This window comes from Streptomyces sp. NPDC093984, assembly GCF_044764595.1.
GTDB classification, from domain to species: Bacteria; Actinomycetota; Actinomycetes; order Streptomycetales; family Streptomycetaceae; genus Streptomyces; species Streptomyces cynarae.
The window spans coordinates 453,005-472,595 of the sequence record NZ_JBIWIM010000007.1 but is presented as its reverse complement, the minus strand read 5'-3'; the positions used below and the strand labels follow the sequence as shown (position 1 = coordinate 472,595).

The 19,591-nt window shown below is 71.3% G+C and carries 16 protein-coding genes; 9 read left to right on the top strand and 7 right to left on the bottom strand.

Going from position 1 to position 19,591, the window contains the following annotated elements; all coding sequences use genetic code 11:
• Positions 1–6: 6 nt before the first annotated feature.
• The 6 genes from ACIRC0_RS26620 to rhaI form a co-directional block, all read right to left on the bottom strand.
• A complete protein-coding gene (locus tag ACIRC0_RS26620) occupies positions 7–654 on the bottom strand; it encodes a lactate utilization protein C (protein WP_403620241.1) in 648 nt (215 codons plus the stop codon).
• Complete coding sequence (locus tag ACIRC0_RS26615) at positions 651–2,135, bottom strand: LutB/LldF family L-lactate oxidation iron-sulfur protein (RefSeq protein WP_403620237.1); 1,485 nt, start codon at positions 2,133–2,135, stop codon at positions 651–653. Before ACIRC0_RS26615 ends, ACIRC0_RS26620 begins: the two co-directional genes overlap by 4 nt.
• A complete protein-coding gene (locus ACIRC0_RS26610; RefSeq protein ID WP_403620234.1) occupies positions 2,132–2,887 on the bottom strand; it encodes a (Fe-S)-binding protein in 756 nt (251 codons plus the stop codon). The genes ACIRC0_RS26615 and ACIRC0_RS26610 overlap by 4 nt, the downstream gene beginning before the upstream one ends.
• 72 nt (positions 2,888–2,959) lie before the next feature.
• Positions 2,960–4,396 (bottom strand): rhamnulokinase family protein, encoded by a 1,437-nt coding sequence (locus ACIRC0_RS26605; RefSeq protein ID WP_403620232.1) that lies wholly within the window; start codon positions 4,394–4,396, stop codon positions 2,960–2,962.
• Positions 4,397–4,401: 5 nt separating this feature from the next.
• Positions 4,402–6,441 carry a bifunctional aldolase/short-chain dehydrogenase gene (locus ACIRC0_RS26600; RefSeq protein ID WP_403620229.1) on the bottom strand — a complete coding sequence of 680 codons (2,040 nt, stop codon included), beginning with the start codon at positions 6,439–6,441 and terminating at the stop codon, positions 4,402–4,404.
• Positions 6,442–6,566: 125 nt separating this feature from the next.
• On the bottom strand, positions 6,567–7,727 hold the full coding sequence (gene rhaI, locus ACIRC0_RS26595; protein WP_403620226.1) for an L-rhamnose isomerase: 1,161 nt from the start codon (positions 7,725–7,727) through the stop codon (positions 6,567–6,569).
• A gap of 269 nt (positions 7,728–7,996) precedes the next feature.
• On the opposite strand from rhaI, the gene ACIRC0_RS26590 reads away from it, so the two are divergent.
• The 8 genes from ACIRC0_RS26590 to ACIRC0_RS26555 all read left to right on the top strand — a co-directional run bounded on the left by ACIRC0_RS26590 (position 7,997) and on the right by ACIRC0_RS26555 (position 16,994).
• On the top strand, positions 7,997–9,514 hold the full coding sequence (locus ACIRC0_RS26590) for a sugar ABC transporter ATP-binding protein (RefSeq protein WP_403620223.1): 1,518 nt from the start codon (positions 7,997–7,999) through the stop codon (positions 9,512–9,514).
• Positions 9,511–10,581 (top strand): ABC transporter permease, encoded by a 1,071-nt coding sequence (locus tag ACIRC0_RS26585; protein WP_403620220.1) that lies wholly within the window; start codon positions 9,511–9,513, stop codon positions 10,579–10,581. Before ACIRC0_RS26590 ends, ACIRC0_RS26585 begins: the two co-directional genes overlap by 4 nt.
• A complete protein-coding gene (locus tag ACIRC0_RS26580; protein ID WP_403620217.1) occupies positions 10,574–11,563 on the top strand; it encodes an ABC transporter permease in 990 nt (329 codons plus the stop codon). Before ACIRC0_RS26585 ends, ACIRC0_RS26580 begins: the two co-directional genes overlap by 8 nt.
• Positions 11,564–11,594: 31 nt before the next feature.
• A complete protein-coding gene (rhaS, locus tag ACIRC0_RS26575; protein WP_403620214.1) occupies positions 11,595–12,677 on the top strand; it encodes a rhamnose ABC transporter substrate-binding protein in 1,083 nt (360 codons plus the stop codon).
• A gap of 18 nt (positions 12,678–12,695) precedes the next feature.
• The gene (locus ACIRC0_RS26570; protein WP_103845436.1) at positions 12,696–13,016 is read left to right on the top strand and encodes an L-rhamnose mutarotase; all 321 of its coding nucleotides are present in this window, start codon (positions 12,696–12,698) and stop codon (positions 13,014–13,016) included.
• Between the two features lie 16 nt (positions 13,017–13,032).
• Entirely contained in the window at positions 13,033–14,445 is a 1,413-nt protein-coding gene (locus ACIRC0_RS26565; RefSeq protein ID WP_403620209.1) for a BNR repeat-containing protein, read from the top strand.
• Between the two features lie 79 nt (positions 14,446–14,524).
• Entirely contained in the window at positions 14,525–15,559 is a 1,035-nt protein-coding gene (locus ACIRC0_RS26560; protein WP_403620206.1) for a LacI family DNA-binding transcriptional regulator, read from the top strand.
• Between the two features lie 133 nt (positions 15,560–15,692).
• Positions 15,693–16,994 carry an alpha/beta fold hydrolase gene (locus ACIRC0_RS26555; RefSeq protein ID WP_403620203.1) on the top strand — a complete coding sequence of 434 codons (1,302 nt, stop codon included), beginning with the start codon at positions 15,693–15,695 and terminating at the stop codon, positions 16,992–16,994.
• Between the two features lie 29 nt (positions 16,995–17,023).
• On the opposite strand, the gene ACIRC0_RS26550 is transcribed toward ACIRC0_RS26555, so the two are convergent.
• On the bottom strand, positions 17,024–18,607 hold the full coding sequence (locus ACIRC0_RS26550; protein ID WP_403620200.1) for an amidohydrolase family protein: 1,584 nt from the start codon (positions 18,605–18,607) through the stop codon (positions 17,024–17,026).
• A 228-nt stretch (positions 18,608–18,835) separates the two neighbouring features.
• On the opposite strand from ACIRC0_RS26550, the gene ACIRC0_RS26545 reads away from it, so the two are divergent.
• Entirely contained in the window at positions 18,836–19,579 is a 744-nt protein-coding gene (locus tag ACIRC0_RS26545) for a PIG-L deacetylase family protein (RefSeq protein WP_403620197.1), read from the top strand.
• Positions 19,580–19,591: the final 12 nt, after the last annotated feature.

The window sequence follows — 19,591 nt, the reverse complement described above, 5'->3', positions numbered from 1 at the left end:
CGCCGGTCACTCACCGCTCACCAGCACCACCTCCAGGGTGCGCGGACCGTGCACCCCCTCGACCCGGTCCAGCTCGATGTCGCTCGTCGCGGACGGTCCGGAGATCCACGTCAGCGGGCGCGCCGGGTCGAGCCGTTCCAGGGCCTGGGGGACGGAGGAGACCACCTGGTCGGGGACGCGCACCACACAGATGTGGTGATCGGGGACCAGGGTGATACGGCGGCGGCCCTGGTCCGGTGCGCCGTCCAGCACGATGGTGCCGGTCTCGGCGATGGCGACGGCGCAACCGGTGACCACGCTCTCCACCTTGTCCAGCTCGTGGGGCGTGCTCACCGCGCGGTCATGGACGCGGGTGGGATCAGCGGCCGACATCCACTCCGGCGGGAGGCCCGGGGGGACGAGCACGTACCGGGGCCCGCGCTCGGCGAGCAGCCGCATGATCACATAGGGCAGTTCCTCCGCATTCGTGCGGTGCACGATCGCCCGGTAGTCCGCCAGGTTCTCCGCGAGCAGATCGACCGTCTCCTCGACGGTGCGCTCGCCGTGCAGGCGCAGGTAGTCGCGGGAAACGGCCTGATCGTACGCCGTGTCGTCCTGCGGTACGTCCGCCAGCGCGCGCCGCACCCGCCCCAGGATCTGCTCTCTGCTGTTCACTTTCCGTCGCCTCCGTCCTTGCCGCCCCGGGTCCGCTGCCACCAGTCGCGGAACGGCTCCGCCGGCACCTGCGGCAGGTCCCGGCTCGCGCTCCACGCTCGCCCCGGGCCCGGCAGCGTCCGTGGAAGGAAGCGGCGCGACCGCGACGCCAGGCGCTGACCCGTCCGCAGCGCCCCGGGGTGGCCGAAGGCCCAGCGTGCCGCCCGCATCGCCGCCCGTTCGGCGGCATGGCCCTTCGCGGGCCTCAGCACGACCTTGTTGCCGCCCCGTGTCACCGGGCCGCCCTGCACGACCCGTTCCCGCAGGTGCACCAGCACCTCGGGAATGTCGATGGCGACCGGGCACACCTCGTAGCAGGCGCCGCACAGCGAGGACGCGTACGGCAGCGAGGCGTCGATCTCGCTCTGCGTGCCCCTCAGCTGGGGACTGAGGATCGCGCCGATCGGGCCCGGGTACACCGAGCCGTAGGCGTGTCCGCCCGCCCGCTCGTACACCGGGCAGACGTTGAGACACGCCGAGCAGCGGATGCAGCGCAGCGCCTGGCGGCCCACCTGGTCGGCGAGCGTGTCGGTGCGCCCGTTGTCGAGCAGGACCAGGTGGAAGGTCTTCGGTCCGTCCTCGTCGGTCGTGCCGGTCCACGTGCTGGTGTACGGGTTCATGCGTTCGGCCGTGGAGGAGCGCGGCAGGGTCTGCAGGAACACCTCCAGGTCCCGCCAGGTCGGCACGATCTTCTCGATGCCGACGACCGAGATCAGCGTCTCGGGGAGGGTGAGGCACATCCGCCCGTTGCCCTCGGACTCCACCACGACCAGCGTGCCGGTCTGAGCGACCATGAAGTTCGCGCCGGAGATCCCGACCTTGGCGCGCAGGAACTTCTCCCGCAGGTGCAGCCGGGCCGCCTCGGCGAGTTCGGCGGGCGAGTCGGTCAGCCCCTCGGGCGCGGGGCGGCCCCACTCGGCCATCTCCGAGCGGAAGATGTCCCGGATCTCGCCGCGGTTGCGGTGGATCGCCGGGACGAGGATGTGGGAGGGCCGGTCCTTGCCCAACTGGACGATCAGCTCGGCGAGATCGGTCTCGTAGGCGCGGATGCCCTCAGCCTCCAGGGCCTCGTTGAGGCCGATCTCCTGGGTGGCCATCGACTTGACCTTGACGACTTCCGACTCGCCGGTCGCCTCGACCAGTTCGGCCACGATCCGGTTGGCCTCGTCCGCGTCGGCGGCCCAGTGCACCACGCCGCCCGCCGCCGTGACCGACTCCTCCAACTGGACCAGATAGCGGTCGAGATGGCGCAGCGTGTGGTCCTTGATCTGCCGGCCCGCCTCCCGCAGCGCCGCCCAGTCGGACACCTCCGCGACCGCCTTGGCGCGCTTGGCCCGGATGGTGTGGGTGGCGTGGCGCAGATTGCCGCGCAGGGTCCGGTCGCGCACCGCCTCGTGCGCCGCCGCCGGGAAGGCGGGCATACCGAGATACGTTCCGCTCATACCAGCGGCTCCTCTTCCGTGCTCGCCAGGATCTCCGCGATGTGCACCGGCCGCATCCCGACCCTCAGGCGCGCCATCGTCCCGCCGATGTGCATCAGACAGGAGTTGTCGGCCGCGCACAGCACCTCGGCGCCCGTCGACTCGGCGTTGCGTACCTTGTCGACGCCCATCGCCGCCGAGACGTCGGGGTTCTTCAGGGCGAACGTGCCGCCGAAGCCGCAGCACTCCTCGGCCCCCGGCAGCTCGGCCAACTCCAGCCCCTTCACGGCCTGGAGCAGCCGCCTGGGGCGGTCGCCGAGGCCCAGGCCCCGCAGACCGTGGCAGGTCGGGTGGTAGGTCACCTTGTGCGGGTAGTACGCGCCGACATCGGTCACTCCCAGCACGTCCACCAGGAACTCCGTCAGCTCGTACGTCTTCGGGACCACGGGCGCCAGCGTGGCCGCGAGCGTGTCTCCGCGACCCTCCGCCCGTGCCCGCTCGCCCATTCGCGGGTACAGCTCCCGCACCATCGCCCCGCACGACCCCGACGGCGTCACGATCGCCTCATAGTCCCGGAAGACATCGGAGAACTTCACGGCGAGCGGCTCGGCCTCATGCCGGTATCCGGTGTTGTAGTGGGCCTGCCCGCAACACGTCTGCGCCATCGGGAAGTCGACGTCGACGCCCAGTCTGGTCAGCAGTTTGACCACCGCGCGGCCGGTGTCCGGATAGAGCGTGTCGTTGACGCAGGTCAGGAACAGGGCGACACGCATCGCGGCTCCTAGGGGTCGATCATCGGATGAGTGCAGGGTAGTCGGCGGGCGCGGCCTGGGGGAGACCCCGGCTCAGGGCGTGGCGAGCCGGGACTCCGCCGCACGCCACACGGCCGTGTCGCCGCGCGGTTCGTACCGCGTGAGCGGCTGGGTGGCGGCGAGCAGCCGGCGCATCTCGGCCCGGTCGCCGACGAGCCCGTGGGCGCGGGCCTGGACGAGGACGTTCCCGAGGGCGGCGGCCTCCGTCGGACCGGCCACCACCGGCAGCCCGCAGGCGTCGGCGGTCAGCTGGCACAGCAGGGCGTTGCGGGTGCCGCCCCCCACGATGTGGACCACGTCCACCGGGTGGCCGGCGAGCCGCTGGGCCTCGGACACGGCCCGGCGGTGGGCGAGCGCGAGGGAGTCGAGGACGCACCGCGTGATCTCGGCGGGGGAGTCCGGCACCGGCTGCCCCGAGGCCCGGCACGCCTCGGCGATGCGCGCCGGCATCCTCCCGGGCGCCAGGAACACCGCGTCGCCCGCGTCCACCACGGACCGCAGCGCCGGGACCCCGGCGGCGGCCGACAGCAGCCCGGGCAGGTCCGGGTCGCCCCACTCCCTTACGCACTCCTGGAGCAGCCACAGCCCCATGATGTTCCGCAGATAGCGGACCGTGCCGTCCAGGCCCAGCTCGTTGGTGAAATTGGCGGCCCGGCTCTCCTCGGTGAGCACGGGCGCCTGGAGCTCCAGGCCGGCCAGCGACCAGGTGCCGGTGCAGATGTAGGCGAACCGCTCACCGGCGGCGGGTACGGCGGCCACCGCGGACGCCGTGTCGTGCGAACCCACGGTCGTCACCGGCACGGGACCCTCAAGACCCGTCTCGTCCAGCACCTCGGGCCGCAGCAAACCGGCCGGGTCGCCGGGCCGGCGCAGCGGTGCGAACAGGCTCAGGTCGATGTCCAGCCGGGCCGCGACGCCGTACGCCCAGTCGCGCGTGCGGGGGTCGATGAGCTGGGTGGTGGAGGCGTTGGTCAGCTCGGTGCCCTGCTCGCCCGTCAGCCAGTACGTCAGCAGGTCCGGGACGAGCAACAGGCGCTCGGCCCGGTCGAGTTGGGCGGTGCAGCGGGCCGCGGTCAGCTGGTGCAGCGTGTTGAAGGGCGCGTACTGCAAGCCGGTCGCGGCGTACAACTCGTCCGCGGGGACGGTCGCCCAGACCTTCTCCGCGATCCCCTCCGTGCGGGCGTCCCGGTAGTGCACCGGATTGCCGAGCAGGGCCCCGTCCGCGTCCAGCAGGCCGTAGTCCACGGCCCAACTGTCGATGCCGACCGAGTCGACCCGGCCGGCCGCGCGCAACCCTTCGAGGACGCCCGCGTACAGCGACAGGATGTCCCAGCGCAGCCCCTCGGGGACCCGCACGGGCCGGTTCGGGAAGCGGTGCGCCTCGGTCAGCTCCAGGGTGCCGGGGCCCACGCGGCCGACCATGACGCGCCCGCTGGACGCGCCGAGGTCGACCGCTGCGTACGACTGCACGGCGCTCACCGCAGGAAGGCGGCCGCGACGCCGGCGTCGACCGGGATGTGCAGTCCCGTGGTGTGGGTGAGGTCACCGCCGGTCAGCGCGAACACGGCGTTCGCGACGTGCTCCGGCAGCACCTCCCGCTTGAGGATGGTCCGCTGGGCGTAGAACTCGCCGAGCTTCTCCTCCGGCACCCCGTACACGGCCGCGCGCTGCGCGCCCCAGCCGCCCGCGAAGATCCCGGACCCCCGTACCACCCCGTCCGGGTTGACCCCGTTGACACGGATGCCGTGCCCGCCCAGCTCGGCGGCCAGCAGCCGCACCTGGTGCGCCTGGTCGGCCTTGGTCGCGGAGTAGGCGATGTTGTCGGGCCCGGCGAAGACGGCGTTCTTGGAGGCGATGTAGACGATGTCGCCGCCCAGCTCCTGGGCGATCATCACGCGGGCGGCCTCGCGGGAGACGAGGAAGGAGCCGCGGGCCATGATGTCGTGCTGGAGGTCCCAGTCCTTCGCCGAGGTCTCCAGCAGCGGCTTGGAGATGGAGATGCCGGCGTTGTTGACCACCAGGTCGACGCCGCCGAAGGCCAGCACGGCGGCCTTGAAGGCGTCCGCGATCTGCTCCTCGGAGGTGACGTCCACCGCCACGGCGACGGCCTTGTCCGGCCCGCCCAGTTCCTCGGCCACGGCGGCGGCGTTCCCGGCGTCGAGGTCGGCGACGACGACGCAGGCGCCCTCGGCCACCAGCCGGTGCGCGATCGCCTTGCCGATTCCGCTGCCGGCCCCCGTCACCAGCGCCACCCGGGTGGCGAGCGGCTTGGGCTTCGGCATCCGCTGGAGCTTGGCCTCCTCCAGCGCCCAGTACTCGATGCGGAACTTCTCCGACTCCTCGATCGGCGCGTACGTCGACACGGCCTCGGCGCCGCGCATCACGTTGATCGCGTTGACGTAGAACTCGCCGGCGACGCGGGCGGTCTGCTTGTCCTTGCCGAAGGAGAACATGCCGACGCCGGGCACGAGCACGATCGCCGGGTCGGCCCCCCGCATGGCGGGGGAGTCCGGCAGAGCATGCCTCTTGTAGTAGGCGGCGTACTCCTCGCGGTAGGCGGTGTGCAGTTCCTTCAGCCGGGCGACGGCCTCGTCCAGCGGCGCCGTCGGCGGCAGGTCGAGGACCAGCGGACGGACCTTGGTGCGCAGGAAGTGGTCCGGGCAGGAGGTGCCGAGCGCCGCCAGCCGAGGGTGCTCGGCCCGCGCCACGAAGTCGAGGACGACCTCGGAGTCGGTGAAGTGCCCGACCTGCGGCTTGTCCTGGGAGGCGATCGCCCGGACGTGCGGCGCGAGGGCCGCGGCCCGCTCCCGGCGCTCGGTCTCCGGCAGGGCCTCGTACCCCTCGATCACCGGCCCGAACGGCTCGGGCTTGCCCCGCTCGGCGAGGAAGGCCTCGGCGGTGCGGATGATGTGCAGCGAGTTGCGCTCGCACTCCTGCGAGGTGGCCCCCCAGGCGGTGATCCCGTGCCCGCCCAGGATGCAGCCGACGGCCTGCGGGTTGGCCTCCTTGATGGCGGCGATGTCCAGCCCGAGCTGGAACCCGGGCCGCCGCCACGGCACCCACACCACGGTGTCGCCGAAGCACTCGGCGGTCAGCTTCTCCCCGTCGGCCGCGCAGGCGAGCGCGATCCCGGAGTCGGGGTGGAGGTGGTCGACGTGGGGCGCGTCCACGAGACCGTGCATGGCGGTGTCGATGGAGGGGGCGGCCCCGCCCTTGCCGTGCAGGCAGTAGTCGAACGCGGCGACCATCTCGTCCTCGCGCTCGACACCGGGGTAGACGTCGACGAGGGCCCGCAGCCGGTCGAGCCGCAACACGGCCAGCCCGGCCTCGGTCAGGGTCCTGAGATCACCCCCGGACCCCTTGACCCACATCAGCTCGACATCGCCCCCGGTCACGGGATCGGTGTCGGTGCCTTTGGCGGAGGCGTTGCCGCCGGCGTAGTTGGTGTTACGGGGATCGGAACCGAGCCGATGGGAACGGGCGAGGAGAGCGGCGGCTTCGGGATGGGTTGCCATGAGGGTTCAGTCCTTATCTGGAAGAGAGTGGTGAAGCGCCCCGAAGGGGCGCGGGGAACTGCGCGACAATCCACATACGGCCCGCGGTCTGGAGCCGGGCGTACCCGGCAGACGAGACCCAGCGATCACGCTCCCCAACCGGCCTGTCGGCCACCGACCCGCTCCTCAACGATCTTCTGAGCCCACCCGGACCGCGCATACGCACCCATGGGGTCGGGGTCCAGCCCCATCTCCTCCCGCACCTCCGCCAGCAACGGACGGACGTCCGTGTTGTACGCGTCCATCAGCACGGCATTGGCCCCGAGCACATCCCCACCCCGCTGCGCGGCAGCGAGCGCGTCCCGGTCCACCAGCAGCGCCTTGGCCGTGGCCTCCTGGACGTTCATCACCGAGCGGATGATCGCCGGGATCTTGGCCTCGATGTTGTGGCACTGGTCGAGCATGAAGGCGACCTCGGAGGTGAACCCGCCCCCGCGCACCACTTCGTACATGATCCGGAACAGCTGGAACGGATCCGCAGCCCCGACCATCAGGTCGTCGTCCGCGTAGAACCGCGAGTTGAAGTCGAACCCGCCGAGCTTGCCCTCCCGCAGCAGCGTCGCCACGATGAACTCGATGTTGGTGCCCGGTGCGTGGTGCCCCGTGTCCACCACGACCTGCGCCTTCGGCCCCAGCTTCAGGCAGTGCGCGTACGCCGTCCCCCAGTCCGGCACGTCCGTCGTGTAGAAGGCCGGCTCGAAGAACTTGTACTCCAGCAGCATCCGCTGCCCCTCGCCCAGCCGCTCGTACACCTCGGCGAGGCCCTCCGCGAGCCGGTCCTGCCGCTCACGGATGTCGTCCTGGCCGGGGTAGTTCGTCCCGTCCGCGAACCACAGCTTCAGGTCCCTCGACCCGGTGGCGTCCATGATGTCGACGCACTCCAGCAGATGATCGACGGCCTTGCGCCGCACCGCCGCGTCCGGATGGCAGATGCTGCCGAGCTTGTAGTCGTCGTCCTGGAAGGTGTTGGAGTTGATCGCGCCGAGCCTCACACCGCGCTCCTGCGCGTACTTGGCGAGCGCCGCGTAGTCGTCCACCTTGTCCCACGGGATGTGCAGCGCCACGGTCGGCGCGACGCCCGTGAACTCGTGCACCTTCCCCGCGTCCTCCAGCTTCTCGCGCGGATCGCGGGGGACCCCGGCTTGCGCGAACACCTTGAAGCGCGTGCCCGAGTTCCCGTACGCCCATGACGGCGTCTCGACGGCCTGGGTCTTCAGAGCGGCCTTCACCGCGGCGAGCTCGGTCACTTGGGGGCTCCTGTGGCATCGGTGGGCATCGGTGGGGGAACACCGTGCGTGAAACGATTCAGGATGGGAAGCTAAGAGCCTCCACCTGGGGTGTCAAGACTTACGGCGGGTCGCTCTCGCCGTGACCACGTCGTGACCTTTGGCTATCGAAATTTTTCGAGGCGACCCCATTGACGTGACATGGCTGGCCCGCCTAACGTCCCGGCAACCAAGTTGAAACCTTTCACGACGCCGTGAGGACGACCTGCCGGCGTCGTCGAGGAGCCCCCATGACCCACCCGTCCGACACGGGTCCGGCCCCGGTGCTGGCGCTCAGGGACATCTCCAAGTCCTTCGGCGCGGTGCGCGCCCTGAGAGACGTGTCCCTGGAACTGTTCCCCGGCGAGGTGCACGCCCTCGCCGGCGAGAACGGCGCGGGCAAGTCGACCCTCATCAAGACGCTTGCCGGTGTGCACCGACCGGATGCCGGTCAGGTGCTGCTCGACGGTGAGCCGACCGTCTTCCACGGCCCGGCCGACGCCCGGGACGCCGGTATCGCCGTGATCTACCAGGAACCGACCCTCTTCCCCGACCTGTCGATCGCCGAGAACATCTTCATGGGCCGCCAGCCCCGCAAGGCGCTCGGCCGGATCGACCACAAGGCCACGAACGCGGCCACCGCGGCCCTGATGCGGCGCCTGGGCGTCGACCTCGACCCCGAGCGCCCGGCGCGCGGCCTGTCCATCGCGGACCAGCAGATCGTGGAGATCGCCAAGGCGCTCTCCTTCGACGCCCGCGTCCTGATCATGGACGAGCCGACCGCGGCCCTCACCGGCAGCGAGGTGGCCCGGCTCTTCGGCGTCGTGCGCACCCTGCGCGAGCAGGGCGCCGCGGTGCTGTTCATCTCCCACCGGCTGGAGGAGATCTTCGAGATCTGCCAGCGGGTGACCACCCTGCGCGACGGTGCCTGGATCGCCAGCGAACCGCTGGAGGGGATGACCGAGGACGACCTCGTCCGCCGCATGGTCGGCCGCGACCTCGACGAGCTGTACCCCAAGCAGGACGTGGAGCCGGGGGAGGTCGCGCTGAGCGTGCGGCGGCTGACCCGGGAGGGCGTCTTCACGGACGTGTCGTTCGACGTGCGGCGCGGTGAGATCGTCGGCCTCGCCGGGCTCGTCGGCGCCGGCCGGACCGAGGTCGCGCGTGCCGTGTTCGGTATCGACCGCTGGGACGCGGGCGAGGTCGAGGTCGACGGCAGGACCCTCACCAACGGCGCGCCCTCCACCGCGATGGCCGCCGGGCTCGCCCTGGTCCCCGAGGACCGGCGCGCCCAGGGCCTGGTGATGGACATGTCCATCGAGCGCAACATCGGTCTGACCGGTCTGCGCACGACCGTGAAGGCCGGACTCGTGGACCGCGGCGCCGAACGCAGCCGCTCCCTCGACTGGGCCGTCAAGCTCCAGGTGAAGTACGCCCGGATCGCGGACGCCGTCTCCACGCTGTCCGGCGGCAACCAGCAGAAGGTGGTCCTCGCCAAGTGGCTCGCCACCGGCCCGAAGGTGCTGATCGTCGACGAGCCGACCCGCGGCATCGACGTCGGCACGAAGGCCGAGGTGCACCGGCTGCTCAGCGAGCTGGCCGCGGACGGCGTGGCCGTCCTGATGATCTCCTCCGACCTGCCCGAGATCCTCGGCATGGCCGACCGCGTGCTCGTGATGCACGAGGGCCGGCTCACCGCCGAGATCCCGCGCTCCGAAGCCACCGAGGAAACCGTGATGGCCGCAGCCACCGGGAGGGTTGCCGCATGACGGTGACCGCACCCAACGAGGCCCCCGTGACCGAGATGCCGAAGTCCAGCGGCACCCGGCTGGTCGACCGCGTGTTCAAGATGCGTGAACTCGCCATCCTGGTCGTCTTCCTGGTGATGATCGTCGTCACCCAGCTCGGCAACAGCGACTTCCTCTCCGAGCAGGGCATCAAGGACCTGCTGCTGAACGCGACCATCCTGGTGCTGGTCGCGACCGGCCAGTCCCTGGTCGTCATCACCCGCAACGTCGACCTGTCGGTCGGCTCCACCCTCGGCATCAGCGCCTTCGCGACCGGCACGTATCTGCACGGCGGCGGCAACCCCGTCGTGGGCGTGGTGCTGGCGATCCTGCTCGGCGTCGGCTTCGGTCTGCTCAACGGGCTGCTCGTCAGCCTCGGCCAGGTGCCCGCCCTCGTCGTCACCCTCGGCACCCTCTACATCATCCGCGGCATCGACTCGATCTGGGTCGGCTCGCGGCAGATCACGGCGGCCGACCTGCCCGGCGGGTTCGTCGACTTCGGGTCCGGAGGCATCTCCGCGGTCCCCTGGCTGGCCCTCATCGCCGTGGTCGTCCTGGTCGCGACCGCGTACTACCTCAAGCACTTCGGCAGCGGACACGAGCTGTACGCGCTCGGCTCCAACCCGGAGGCCGCCCGCCTCGCCGGCATCCCGGTGCGCAAACGGATCCTGACCGCGTACACCTTCTGCGGCGGCCTGGCCGGGCTCGCGGGTGCGCTGTACCTGGCCCGCTTCGGCAACGTCGACTCCGGCACCGGCAACGGCTACGAACTCACCGTCGTCAGCGCCGTAGTGGTCGGCGGCGTGGTCTTCACCGGCGGCTCCGGCAGCGTCTACGGCGCGGCCCTCGGCGCCCTGCTGCTGACCTCCATCAACAGCGTGCTGCCCGCCCTCGGCGTCAGCTCCGTCTGGGTGCTCGCCATCAACGGCGTCCTGCTCCTACTCGCCATCGCGGTCGACCGGATCGTCGCGCTGCGGGTGGCCTCCACCCTGAAGAAGACGACCGCGAAGAAGACGGCCCTGAAGAAGGAGAACGCCCGCCATGCCTGACTCCTTGACGCGAGCGATCCGCTGGGACACGGTCGTCGGCGCCCTCCTCGTCGTCCTCCTGCTGCTGTCCTTCGGTCTCGTCGACGGCTTCGGCAACGCCCTCAACCTGTCGTTCCTGATCGGCAACACCCTGCCGATCGCGCTGATCGCGCTGCCCATGACCCTGCTCGTGGTCGCGGGCGAGATCGACCTGTCGGTCGCCTCCACGGCCGGGCTGTCGGGCGCGGTGATGGGCAAACTGTGGAACGACGGCATGGCGATCGAGACGATCATCCCGCTCTGCCTCCTCCTCGGCGTGGTGTGCGGGCTGGTCAACGGCCTGCTGGTGACCCGCCTCGGACTGCCCTCCCTGGCCGTCACCATCGGCACCCTCGCCGCCTACCGGGGCATCGCACAGATCGTGCTCGGCTCCGACGCGGTGACCGACTTCCCCACCCAGTACCTGAACTTCGCGGCCGGACGCATCGGCGACAGCTTCGTCCCGCAGGCGTTCCTGCCCTTCCTGGTGCTGCTCGCGATCGCCGTGGTCGTCCTGCACGCCACCCCGTTCGGCCGCTCGCTGTTCGCCGTCGGCGCCAGCGAGGAGGCGGCACGGTTCGCCGGCATCCGGGTCAAGCGCGCCAAGCTGATCCTGTTCACCGCGACCGGCTTCATGGCCTCCCTCACCGGCGTCTTCTGGGCGCTGCACTACGCCAGCGCCCGCTACGACAACGCCACCGGACTCGAACTCTCCGTCGTCGCGGCCGTCCTGCTCGGCGGCATCGACTTCGACGGCGGCAAGGGCACGCTCGGCGGCGCCATCGCGGGAGTGTTCCTGCTGGGCGCCCTGCAGAACGTCATGAGCCTCGTCAACGTCTCCGCACAGTCGCAGATCGTCGTCACCGGCGTCCTGCTCGTCGTCTCCGTGCTCGGCCCCCGGGTCGCGCGCCAGATCTCCGTAGCGAGGGCGGGCCGTCGAGCCGCCTCGACTCCGGCCTCGTAACCTCCGCTCACCCTCGTAAAGGAACCTCGCCATGCGCAAGTCATCCCTCCGCCGCACCTGCGCGGCCCTCGCCGCCGCCACCTCCCTCGCGCTCGCCGCGACCGCCTGCGGCGGCACCACCAAGAAGGACGTCGCGAGCGAGAGCGCCGCCCCCGCCGACTCGGGTGCCAAGGCGAACCCGAACGCCGCCACCAAGAAGGGCCTGACCGTCGGCTTCCTGCCCAAGCAGGTCAACAACCCGTACTTCACCTCCGCCGACAACGGCGGCAAGAAGGCCCTGGAGGAACTGGGCTCGAAGTACAAGGAGGTCGGCCCGTCCAGCGCCACCGACACAAGCGGCCAGGTCTCCTACGTCAACACGCTCACCCAGCAGCAGGTCAACGCGATGGCCGTGTCCGCGCAGGACCCGGGCGCCCTGTGCACCGCGCTCAAGCAGGCCATGAGCAACGGCATCAAGGTCGTCACCTACGACTCCGACACCAAGCCCGACTGCCGCAACGCCTTCGTCTCGCAGGCCTCCGCCGAGGACCTGGGCCGCACCGAGGTGCAGCTGCTCGCCCAGCAGATCGGTTACAAGGGCGAGATCGCGATCCTGTCCGCCGCGCAGACCGCGACGAACCAGAACACCTGGATCGGCTACATGAAGGACGAGCTGAAGGACCCCAGGTACAAGGACGTCAAGCTCGTCAAGATCGCCTACGGCAACGACGACGCCCAGCAGTCCTTCCAGCAGACCCAGGGCCTGCTCCAGCAGTACCCGAACCTGAAGGGGATCATCTCCCCGACCACCGTCGGCATCAAGGCGGCCGCCCAGTACCTGTCCGGCTCCAAGTACAAGGGCAAGGTCAAGCTGACCGGCCTCGGCACCCCGAACGACATGCGCCAGTACGTCAAGAACGGCACCGTCGAGGCGTTCGAGCTGTGGGACCCGGCCAAGCTCGGCGACCTGGCCGCCCGCACCGCGGTCGCCCTGGCGTCCGGGCAGATCACCGGCAAGGAGGGCGAGACCTTCAAGGCCGGCGACACCACGTACACCATCGGCAAGGACGGCGTGATCAACCTCGGCAAGCCGACCGTGTTCGACAGCAAGAACATCGACCAGTTCAACTTCTGACATCGGGAGCGGTACTTCATGCAGCGCGTCTGTTTCCTGCTCAAGGTCCGCGAGGACCGGATCGCCGAGTACCGCGAACGCCACGCCGCCGTGTGGCCGGAGATGCTCCAAGCGCTCTCGGCCACCGGCTGGCACAACTACTCCCTCTTCCTGAGGGACGACGGCCTGCTCGTCGGCTACCTGGAGACCGAGGACTTCGAAGCCGCCCTGGCCGGCATGGAGGCGACCGAGGTCAACGCCCGCTGGCAGGCCGAGATGGCGCCGTTCTTCGAGTCGCTGGACGGCGCCCGGCCCGACGAGGCCATGAAGCCCCTCACCGAAGTGTTCCACCTCGCCTGAACCGGGAGATGTACCCATGAGACGACGCACCGTGCTGGCGACCGCCCTGCTGAGCGCCGTGGTGGCTCCGGGGAGGGCGCAGGCGGCGACCCCCGGTCCCTCGGTCACCAGGACCGGCACCACCACGCTCGACAGCCAGGCGATCTACTTCGTGTCGTACGACGGCCTGGTCAACAACAACTCCTTCCAGAAGAACGGCTTGCTCACCTACCAGGGCTACCAGTACGCCGCCTGGTACACCTCCACCCGCAACGCCGTGGTCGCCCGCCGCAAACTCGGGGCGAGCACCTGGTCCACGGTCACCCTCCCCCACCAGCTCAAGAGCGACGACTCGCACAACGTCATCTCCATGGGCGTCTCCAGGATCGACGGCCGCCTGCACCTCGACATGGACTCGCACAGCGACGGCTACTTCTACGTGAAGTCCGTCGCCGGGCTGATGGACAACCCCGGCACCACCGCCTGGACCTCGTCCGTCTTCGGAGCGATCCAGACGTCCCTGGACGGACTCGCGCTCACCTCGCAGTTCACCTACCCGCAGTTCATCTCCACCCCCGAGGGCAAGCTGCAGCTGAGCTACCGGGTCGGGATCTCCGGCAACGGCCGCAACGCCCTCGCGGAGTACGACGGTTCGTCCTGGAAGGCGCTCGGTGAGTGGAGCAGCTCGACCGGCACCTACACCAGCTCGCACGGCTCCAGCACCGCCCGCAACATGTACCTGCACGGCATCGACTACGACGTGAACGGCCGCCTGCACTCCTTCTTCACCTGGCGCGAGCAGAACGGCGCCGTGATGTGCTCCAGCGGCGGCATCACCAACCACGACACCGGCTACGTCTACTCCACCGACCGCGGCCGCACCTGGCGCAACGACGCCGGCGCCCTCGTCGCCACCACCGGCACCTCCGACACGGTCGCCGTCACGGACGCGGGGCTCGTCGTGGACCCGCTCAACCCCGACCACTCCCTGATGAACCAGGAGAGCCAGTTCACCGACTCGGCCGGCCTGCCGCACGCGATCATCTCCTACGTCCCCGGCCGCTTCGGCCAGTGCACCACGGACTACGTCGCCGACCGCACCGCGAACGGCCGCGCCTTCCACGTCCGCAAGAACTCCTCCGGAACCTGGCAGAAGACCGAGATCCCGGTCCCTCTGAACTCCAGCCAGCGCACCAAGCTGGTCCTCGACAAGTACGACAACGCCTACGCGGTCTTCCCCTACGGGCGCATCGCCGGCGCGTCGAAGTCCTCCGGCTACTCGGACTGGACGCTGCTGTACGACGGCAGCGGCCTGAACGCCTTCGGCGAGGTCGTGATCGACGAGATGCGGGTGAAGGCGGACAACACCCTGTCCTTCATGTACCAGGAGAAGTCCAGCGGTACGACACCCTCGGCGCTCCACGTCGTCGACTTCGCCCTGCCCTCGTGACCGGATCCGCCGTGCGGGGCGGTGGCGATAGTGTGAAGCCCGCCCCGCCGCCCCTCGTCTCCCTGGAGGTCCCCGCCTGATGGCCCAGTCGGTGGGTATCAAGGACGTCGCCCGCGCCGCCGGAGTCTCCGTCGGCACGGTCTCGAACGTCATCAACCGGCCGGAGACGGTCGCCTCCGAGACCCGTGCCCGTGTGCTGTCCGCGATCGACCGGCTCGGCTACGTCCGCAGCGAGTCGGCGCGGCAGCTGCGGGCCGGGCGCAGCCGGATCATGGGCCTGCTCGTCCTCGACATGGGCAACCCGTTCTTCGTGGACGTGGCCCGTGGAGCCGAGCGCGCCGCCCGGGACGCCGGGCTCGGCGTGATGGTCTGCAACAGCGCGCAGAGCGCCGCCGAGGAGGCCGAGTACCTGTCGCTCTTCGCCGAGCAGCGGGTGCGCGGCGTGCTGCTCACCCCCGCCGACGCGACCGGACGCAACATCGAGACCTTCCGTCGCCACGGCATCCCGTTCGTGCTCGTGGACCGGGTCGCCGAGGGCACCACCGAGTGCTCGGTGTCGGTCGACGACGTGGCGGGCGGCGCCCTGGCCGTGCGGCACCTCGTGGACGCCGGGCACCGCTTCATCGCCTACGTCAGCGGGCCGCCCGGCCTCAACCAGGTCAGGGACCGCCGCACCGGCGCCCTGAACGCGCTGGCCGAGGCCGGGCTCGGCCCCGAGGCGCTGCGGGAACTGCCGACCGAGCGGCTCGACGTCGCCGCGGGCCGGGACGCCGGTGCCCGGCTCCTCGGGCTCGCCGACCGCCCGACCGCCGTCTTCTGCGCCAACGACCTGCTCGCCCTCGGTGTCCTGCAGGCCATGTTCGCGGCCGGCGTCAGCGTCCCAGACGACCTCGCCATCGTCGGCTACGACGACATCGAGTTCGCCGCGGCCGCCGCCGTGCCGCTCACCTCCGTACGGCAGCCCGCCGTCACCATGGGCGCCCTCGCCGCCGAACTCCTCCTGGAGGAGACCGAGGCCGAGGCGGCCGAGTCGGGAACTCGCCCGCACGAACACCGGCGGGTCGTGCTCCAGCCGGAGCTGGTGGTGCGCAACTCCAGCCTGTCCGCGCGCTGACCGGCATCCGGCGCCCCGGGAAACCGGCTGAACGACCGGTCAGTATGGATTTCTTGATCCCGGGCGTCCGCACCCCGCGACCATGTGCTGGACTGGGACGCGGCCTGGAATCCGTCCGTCCCGGGGAGCCCCGTTGACCCACAGCTACCGCCAGCCCGGCATCGTCCTCACCGACCGCCGCTTCACCGTGCCCCTGGACCACGACGACCCCGACGGCGAGACCATCGAGCTGTACGCGCGGGAGGTCGTGGCGAGCGACAAGGCGGACGACGACCTGCCCTGGCTGCTCTACCTCCAGGGTGGACCCGGCTTCGGCGCGCACCGCTTCATCGGCAAGCAGGCCTGGCTCGGCCGCGCCCTGGAGGAGTTCCGGGTCCTGCTGCTCGACCAGCGCGGCACCGGCGCCTCCACGCCCGCGGGCCGGCAGACCCTCCCGCTGCGCGGCGGCCCCCGCGAACAGGCCGACTACCTGACCCACTTCCGCGCCGACTCCATCGTCCGCGACTGCGAGACCATCCGCCCCCAGGTGACCGGCGGCGCCCCCTGGACGGTCCTCGGGCAGAGCTTCGGCGGCTTCTGCACCGTCACCTACCTGTCGACGGCCCCCGAAGGCCTGCGCGCCGCACTGATCACCGGCGGCCTGCCCGCCCTCGACGCGCACGCCGACGACGTCTACCGGGCCGCCTACCCGCGCATCGAACGCAAGGTCGCCGCCCACTACGCCCGCTACCCGCAGGACGTCGAGCGTGTCCGCCGCATCACCGAGTACCTGCTGCGGCACGAGCCGGTCCTGAACGGCGGCTACCGGCTCACCGTGGAGGCGTTCCAGTCACTCGGCATCCATCTCGGCGGCAGCGAGGGCAGCCACCGCCTGCACTTTCTCCTGGAGGACGCCTTCGTCCGCACCCCCCAGGGCCTCGAGCTCTCCGACGCCTTCCAGGAGGAGGCGCACCGCCTGCTGTCGTTCGCGGGCCACCCCCTGTACGCGCTGCTCCACGAGGCGATCTACGGCCAGGACGAGCGCCCCACCGCGTGGTCGGCGGAGCGGGTGCGGGCCGAGTTCCCGCAGTTCGACGCGGCGAAGGCGCTCACGGGCGACGGGCCGGTGCTGTTCACGGGGGAGTCCGTGCACCCGTGGATGTTCGACACCGACCCGGCGCTGCGCCCGCTGCGCGAGACCGCTCACCTGCTCGCCGAACGCGCCGGCTGGACACCGCTGTACGACCGCGCCCGCCTCGCCGCCAACGAGGTGCCCGTGGCCGCGGCGATCTACCACGACGACATGTACGTCGACACCGCCCACGCGCTGGACACCGCCCGCGCGATCCGCGGCCTGCGCACCTGGGTGACGGACGAGTTCGAACACGACGGTGTCCGTGCGGGCGGCCCGCGCGTCCTGGACCGCCTGCTGGCGCTGGCGCGGGACGAGGTCTGACGCCTCCTGGGACGTCCGCGGCCGCCCGGTCACGGATGCCCGCCGCATCCGCACCCCCGCGTGGCGGCCGCCGCCCCCTCCTGGGGCGGCTCGGCCTGCGAGGCCGCCTCACGGACGGCGGCCAGCAGGCGTTCCCGCTCCGGGCGGTCGATCCACCGGCCGTCCACCACCACGCCGTGGATCCGCCGCGTGTTGCGGATGTCGCGCAGCGGGTCGGCGTCCAGCACCACGAGGTCGGCGGCCTTGCCCTGCTCCACGGTGCCGACCGAGCCGAGGCCGAGCGTGCGGGCCGCGTCCCGGGTGGCCGACCGCAGGACCTGCGCCGGGGTCAGTCCCGCCTCGACGAGCAGCGCCAGTTCGTCATGGAGGGCGAACCCCGGCACCAGATAGCCGGTCCCGGTGTCCGTGCCGGCCGGCAGTCGCACACCCGCCGCGTGCAGTTCCCTCACCAGCCGCTGCCGATGGGCGTAGATCGCCCGGATGCGGCGGGCCTGCTCGGGCGTCCGCCCGCCGGTCAGGGCCCGCAACTGCTCGGGCCACGACTCCACCTGCCAGGCCGGAAGGTACTGCCAGTCCTCCGCCGTGGCGGGCACCTCGTCGGGCAGCTCCAGCGTGTGGTGCACGCTCAGCGTCGGGACGACCGCCGTCCCGCCCGCCGCCAGCCGCCGGAAGACCGCGTCCGCCTTGCGCGGGTCGTATCCGCGGACCGCCTTCCACTCGAGCGGATGCACCTGCCGGAACCAGCTGTGGTAGCGGGACAGGCTGCTGGGATCGCTCGCGTCGACACGGACGGCGGCCAACCCGCGCCGGACCTCCGCCTCGTGCGCCGAGGTCGACAGCAGCAGGGCGTGCAGATGCTCGATGCTGTGCTGACCGGCGTCACCGGCCTCGGTGATGCGTACGACGTCGGGACAGTGGCCGAGGAACGGGATGTTCTGGCGCCGGGCCTCGTGGGCGATGGCCCAGTAGGCCTCCCGGGACAGCCGGGAGTACACCTTGACGAAGTCCGCGCCCTCCCGCTTGACCCGGCGCACGGCACGACGGGCGTCAGACGCGTTCGTCACCTCGATGTGCTCGCCCACGTCCTGGGCCCACAGCGACGGCCGCCCGTCGACGATCGGGCTGCCGATGAGCCACCTGGGGCCGAGCAGCGCGCCCTTCAGGATCTGCTGCCGCCACGCGTGGTGGACGGGCTTGCCCCACATCTCGCGCACCGTCGTCACCCCCGCGAGCGGGTACAGCGGCGGGATCACCGCGTCCGGGCCGTCGCTGTGGGTGTGCGCCTCGATGAGTCCCGGGATCAGGTACTTGCCGGTCAGGTCGACGGTGCGGAGGCCGGGCCTGGGCCTTGTGCGCGCGCTGGCCGCCAGACCGGTGATCCGGCCGGCCTCGACGACGACCGTCATGTCGGGCGCGGCGGGCCCGCCGGAACCGTCGATGACGGTGACGTGGGTGAAGGCGGTCGCGGTGTCCGCGGCCCCCGACGTTCCGCGGGCCGTGGGACGGCTGACGGGGGCGGCGGTCGCCGTGCCGTTGAGCGCGGCCCCCGCCACCACGGCCGCCCCGGCCACGAAACTCCTTCGTCCCAGACCCGGTTGGTCGTTCTCGGACATGTCCTTCGCCCCCTTGAGCTCTCGTGTTCGCTACGACTGTGGAGCGGACGGGGCGGCAGCACAGTGGGCCGAGCCGGTGGATCAGGGGGTGGTGCCGGCACCACCCCCCGCGATGGGCAGGTCAGCGGCCGCCGCGCGGGCGGGTCAGGGTGAACCGGTCGACGGGCAGCCTCGCCTACTTCACCCTCGCCTGACCGGCGCACAGGAGCGCGGCGCTACCCTGCGGCCATGACCGAGCCACGGAACGAGCAGCTCAAGGCCATGCCGGACGACTGGAGCCGCGCCCTCGCCGTCGTCGCCCACCCCGACGACCTCGAGTACGGCTGCGCGGCGGCCATCGCCGGGTGGACCGACGGCGGCCGCGAGGTCGCGTATCTCCTCGCCACCCGCGGTGAGGCCGGGATCGACTCGCTGGAGCCGTCCGTGTGCGGACCGCTGCGGGAGCGGGAGCAGCGGGCGAGCGCCGCGGTGGTCGGCGTGTCCACGGTGGAGTTCCTGGACCACCGGGACGGGGTCATTGAGTACGGGGTCGCGCTGCGCCGGGACATCGCGGCGGCGATCCGCCGTCACCGCCCGGAGCTGGTCATCACCCTCAACCACCGCGACACCTGGGGCGGCGTCGCCTGGAACACCCCGGACCACGTGGCCGTGGGACGCGCCACCCTGGACGCGGCCGCGGACGCCGGCAACCGGTGGATCTTCCCCGAGCTCACCGAGCGCGGACTGGAGCCCTGGGACGGCGTCCGCTGGGTCGCCGTCGCCGGTTCCGCGCAGCCCACGCACGCCGTGGAGGCGACAGCGGGGCTCGAACGCGCGGTGCGGTCACTCCTCCGACACCGCACCTACATCGAGGCGTTGACCGACGAGGACCCGGAGACCTACGCCCGGTCCTTCCTCACCGCCCAGACCGAGGCCGCGGGGGAGCGGTTCGGCGGGACACCGGCCGTGGCCTTCGAGCTGTTCGGCCGTTAGCCCGGCCGCTCA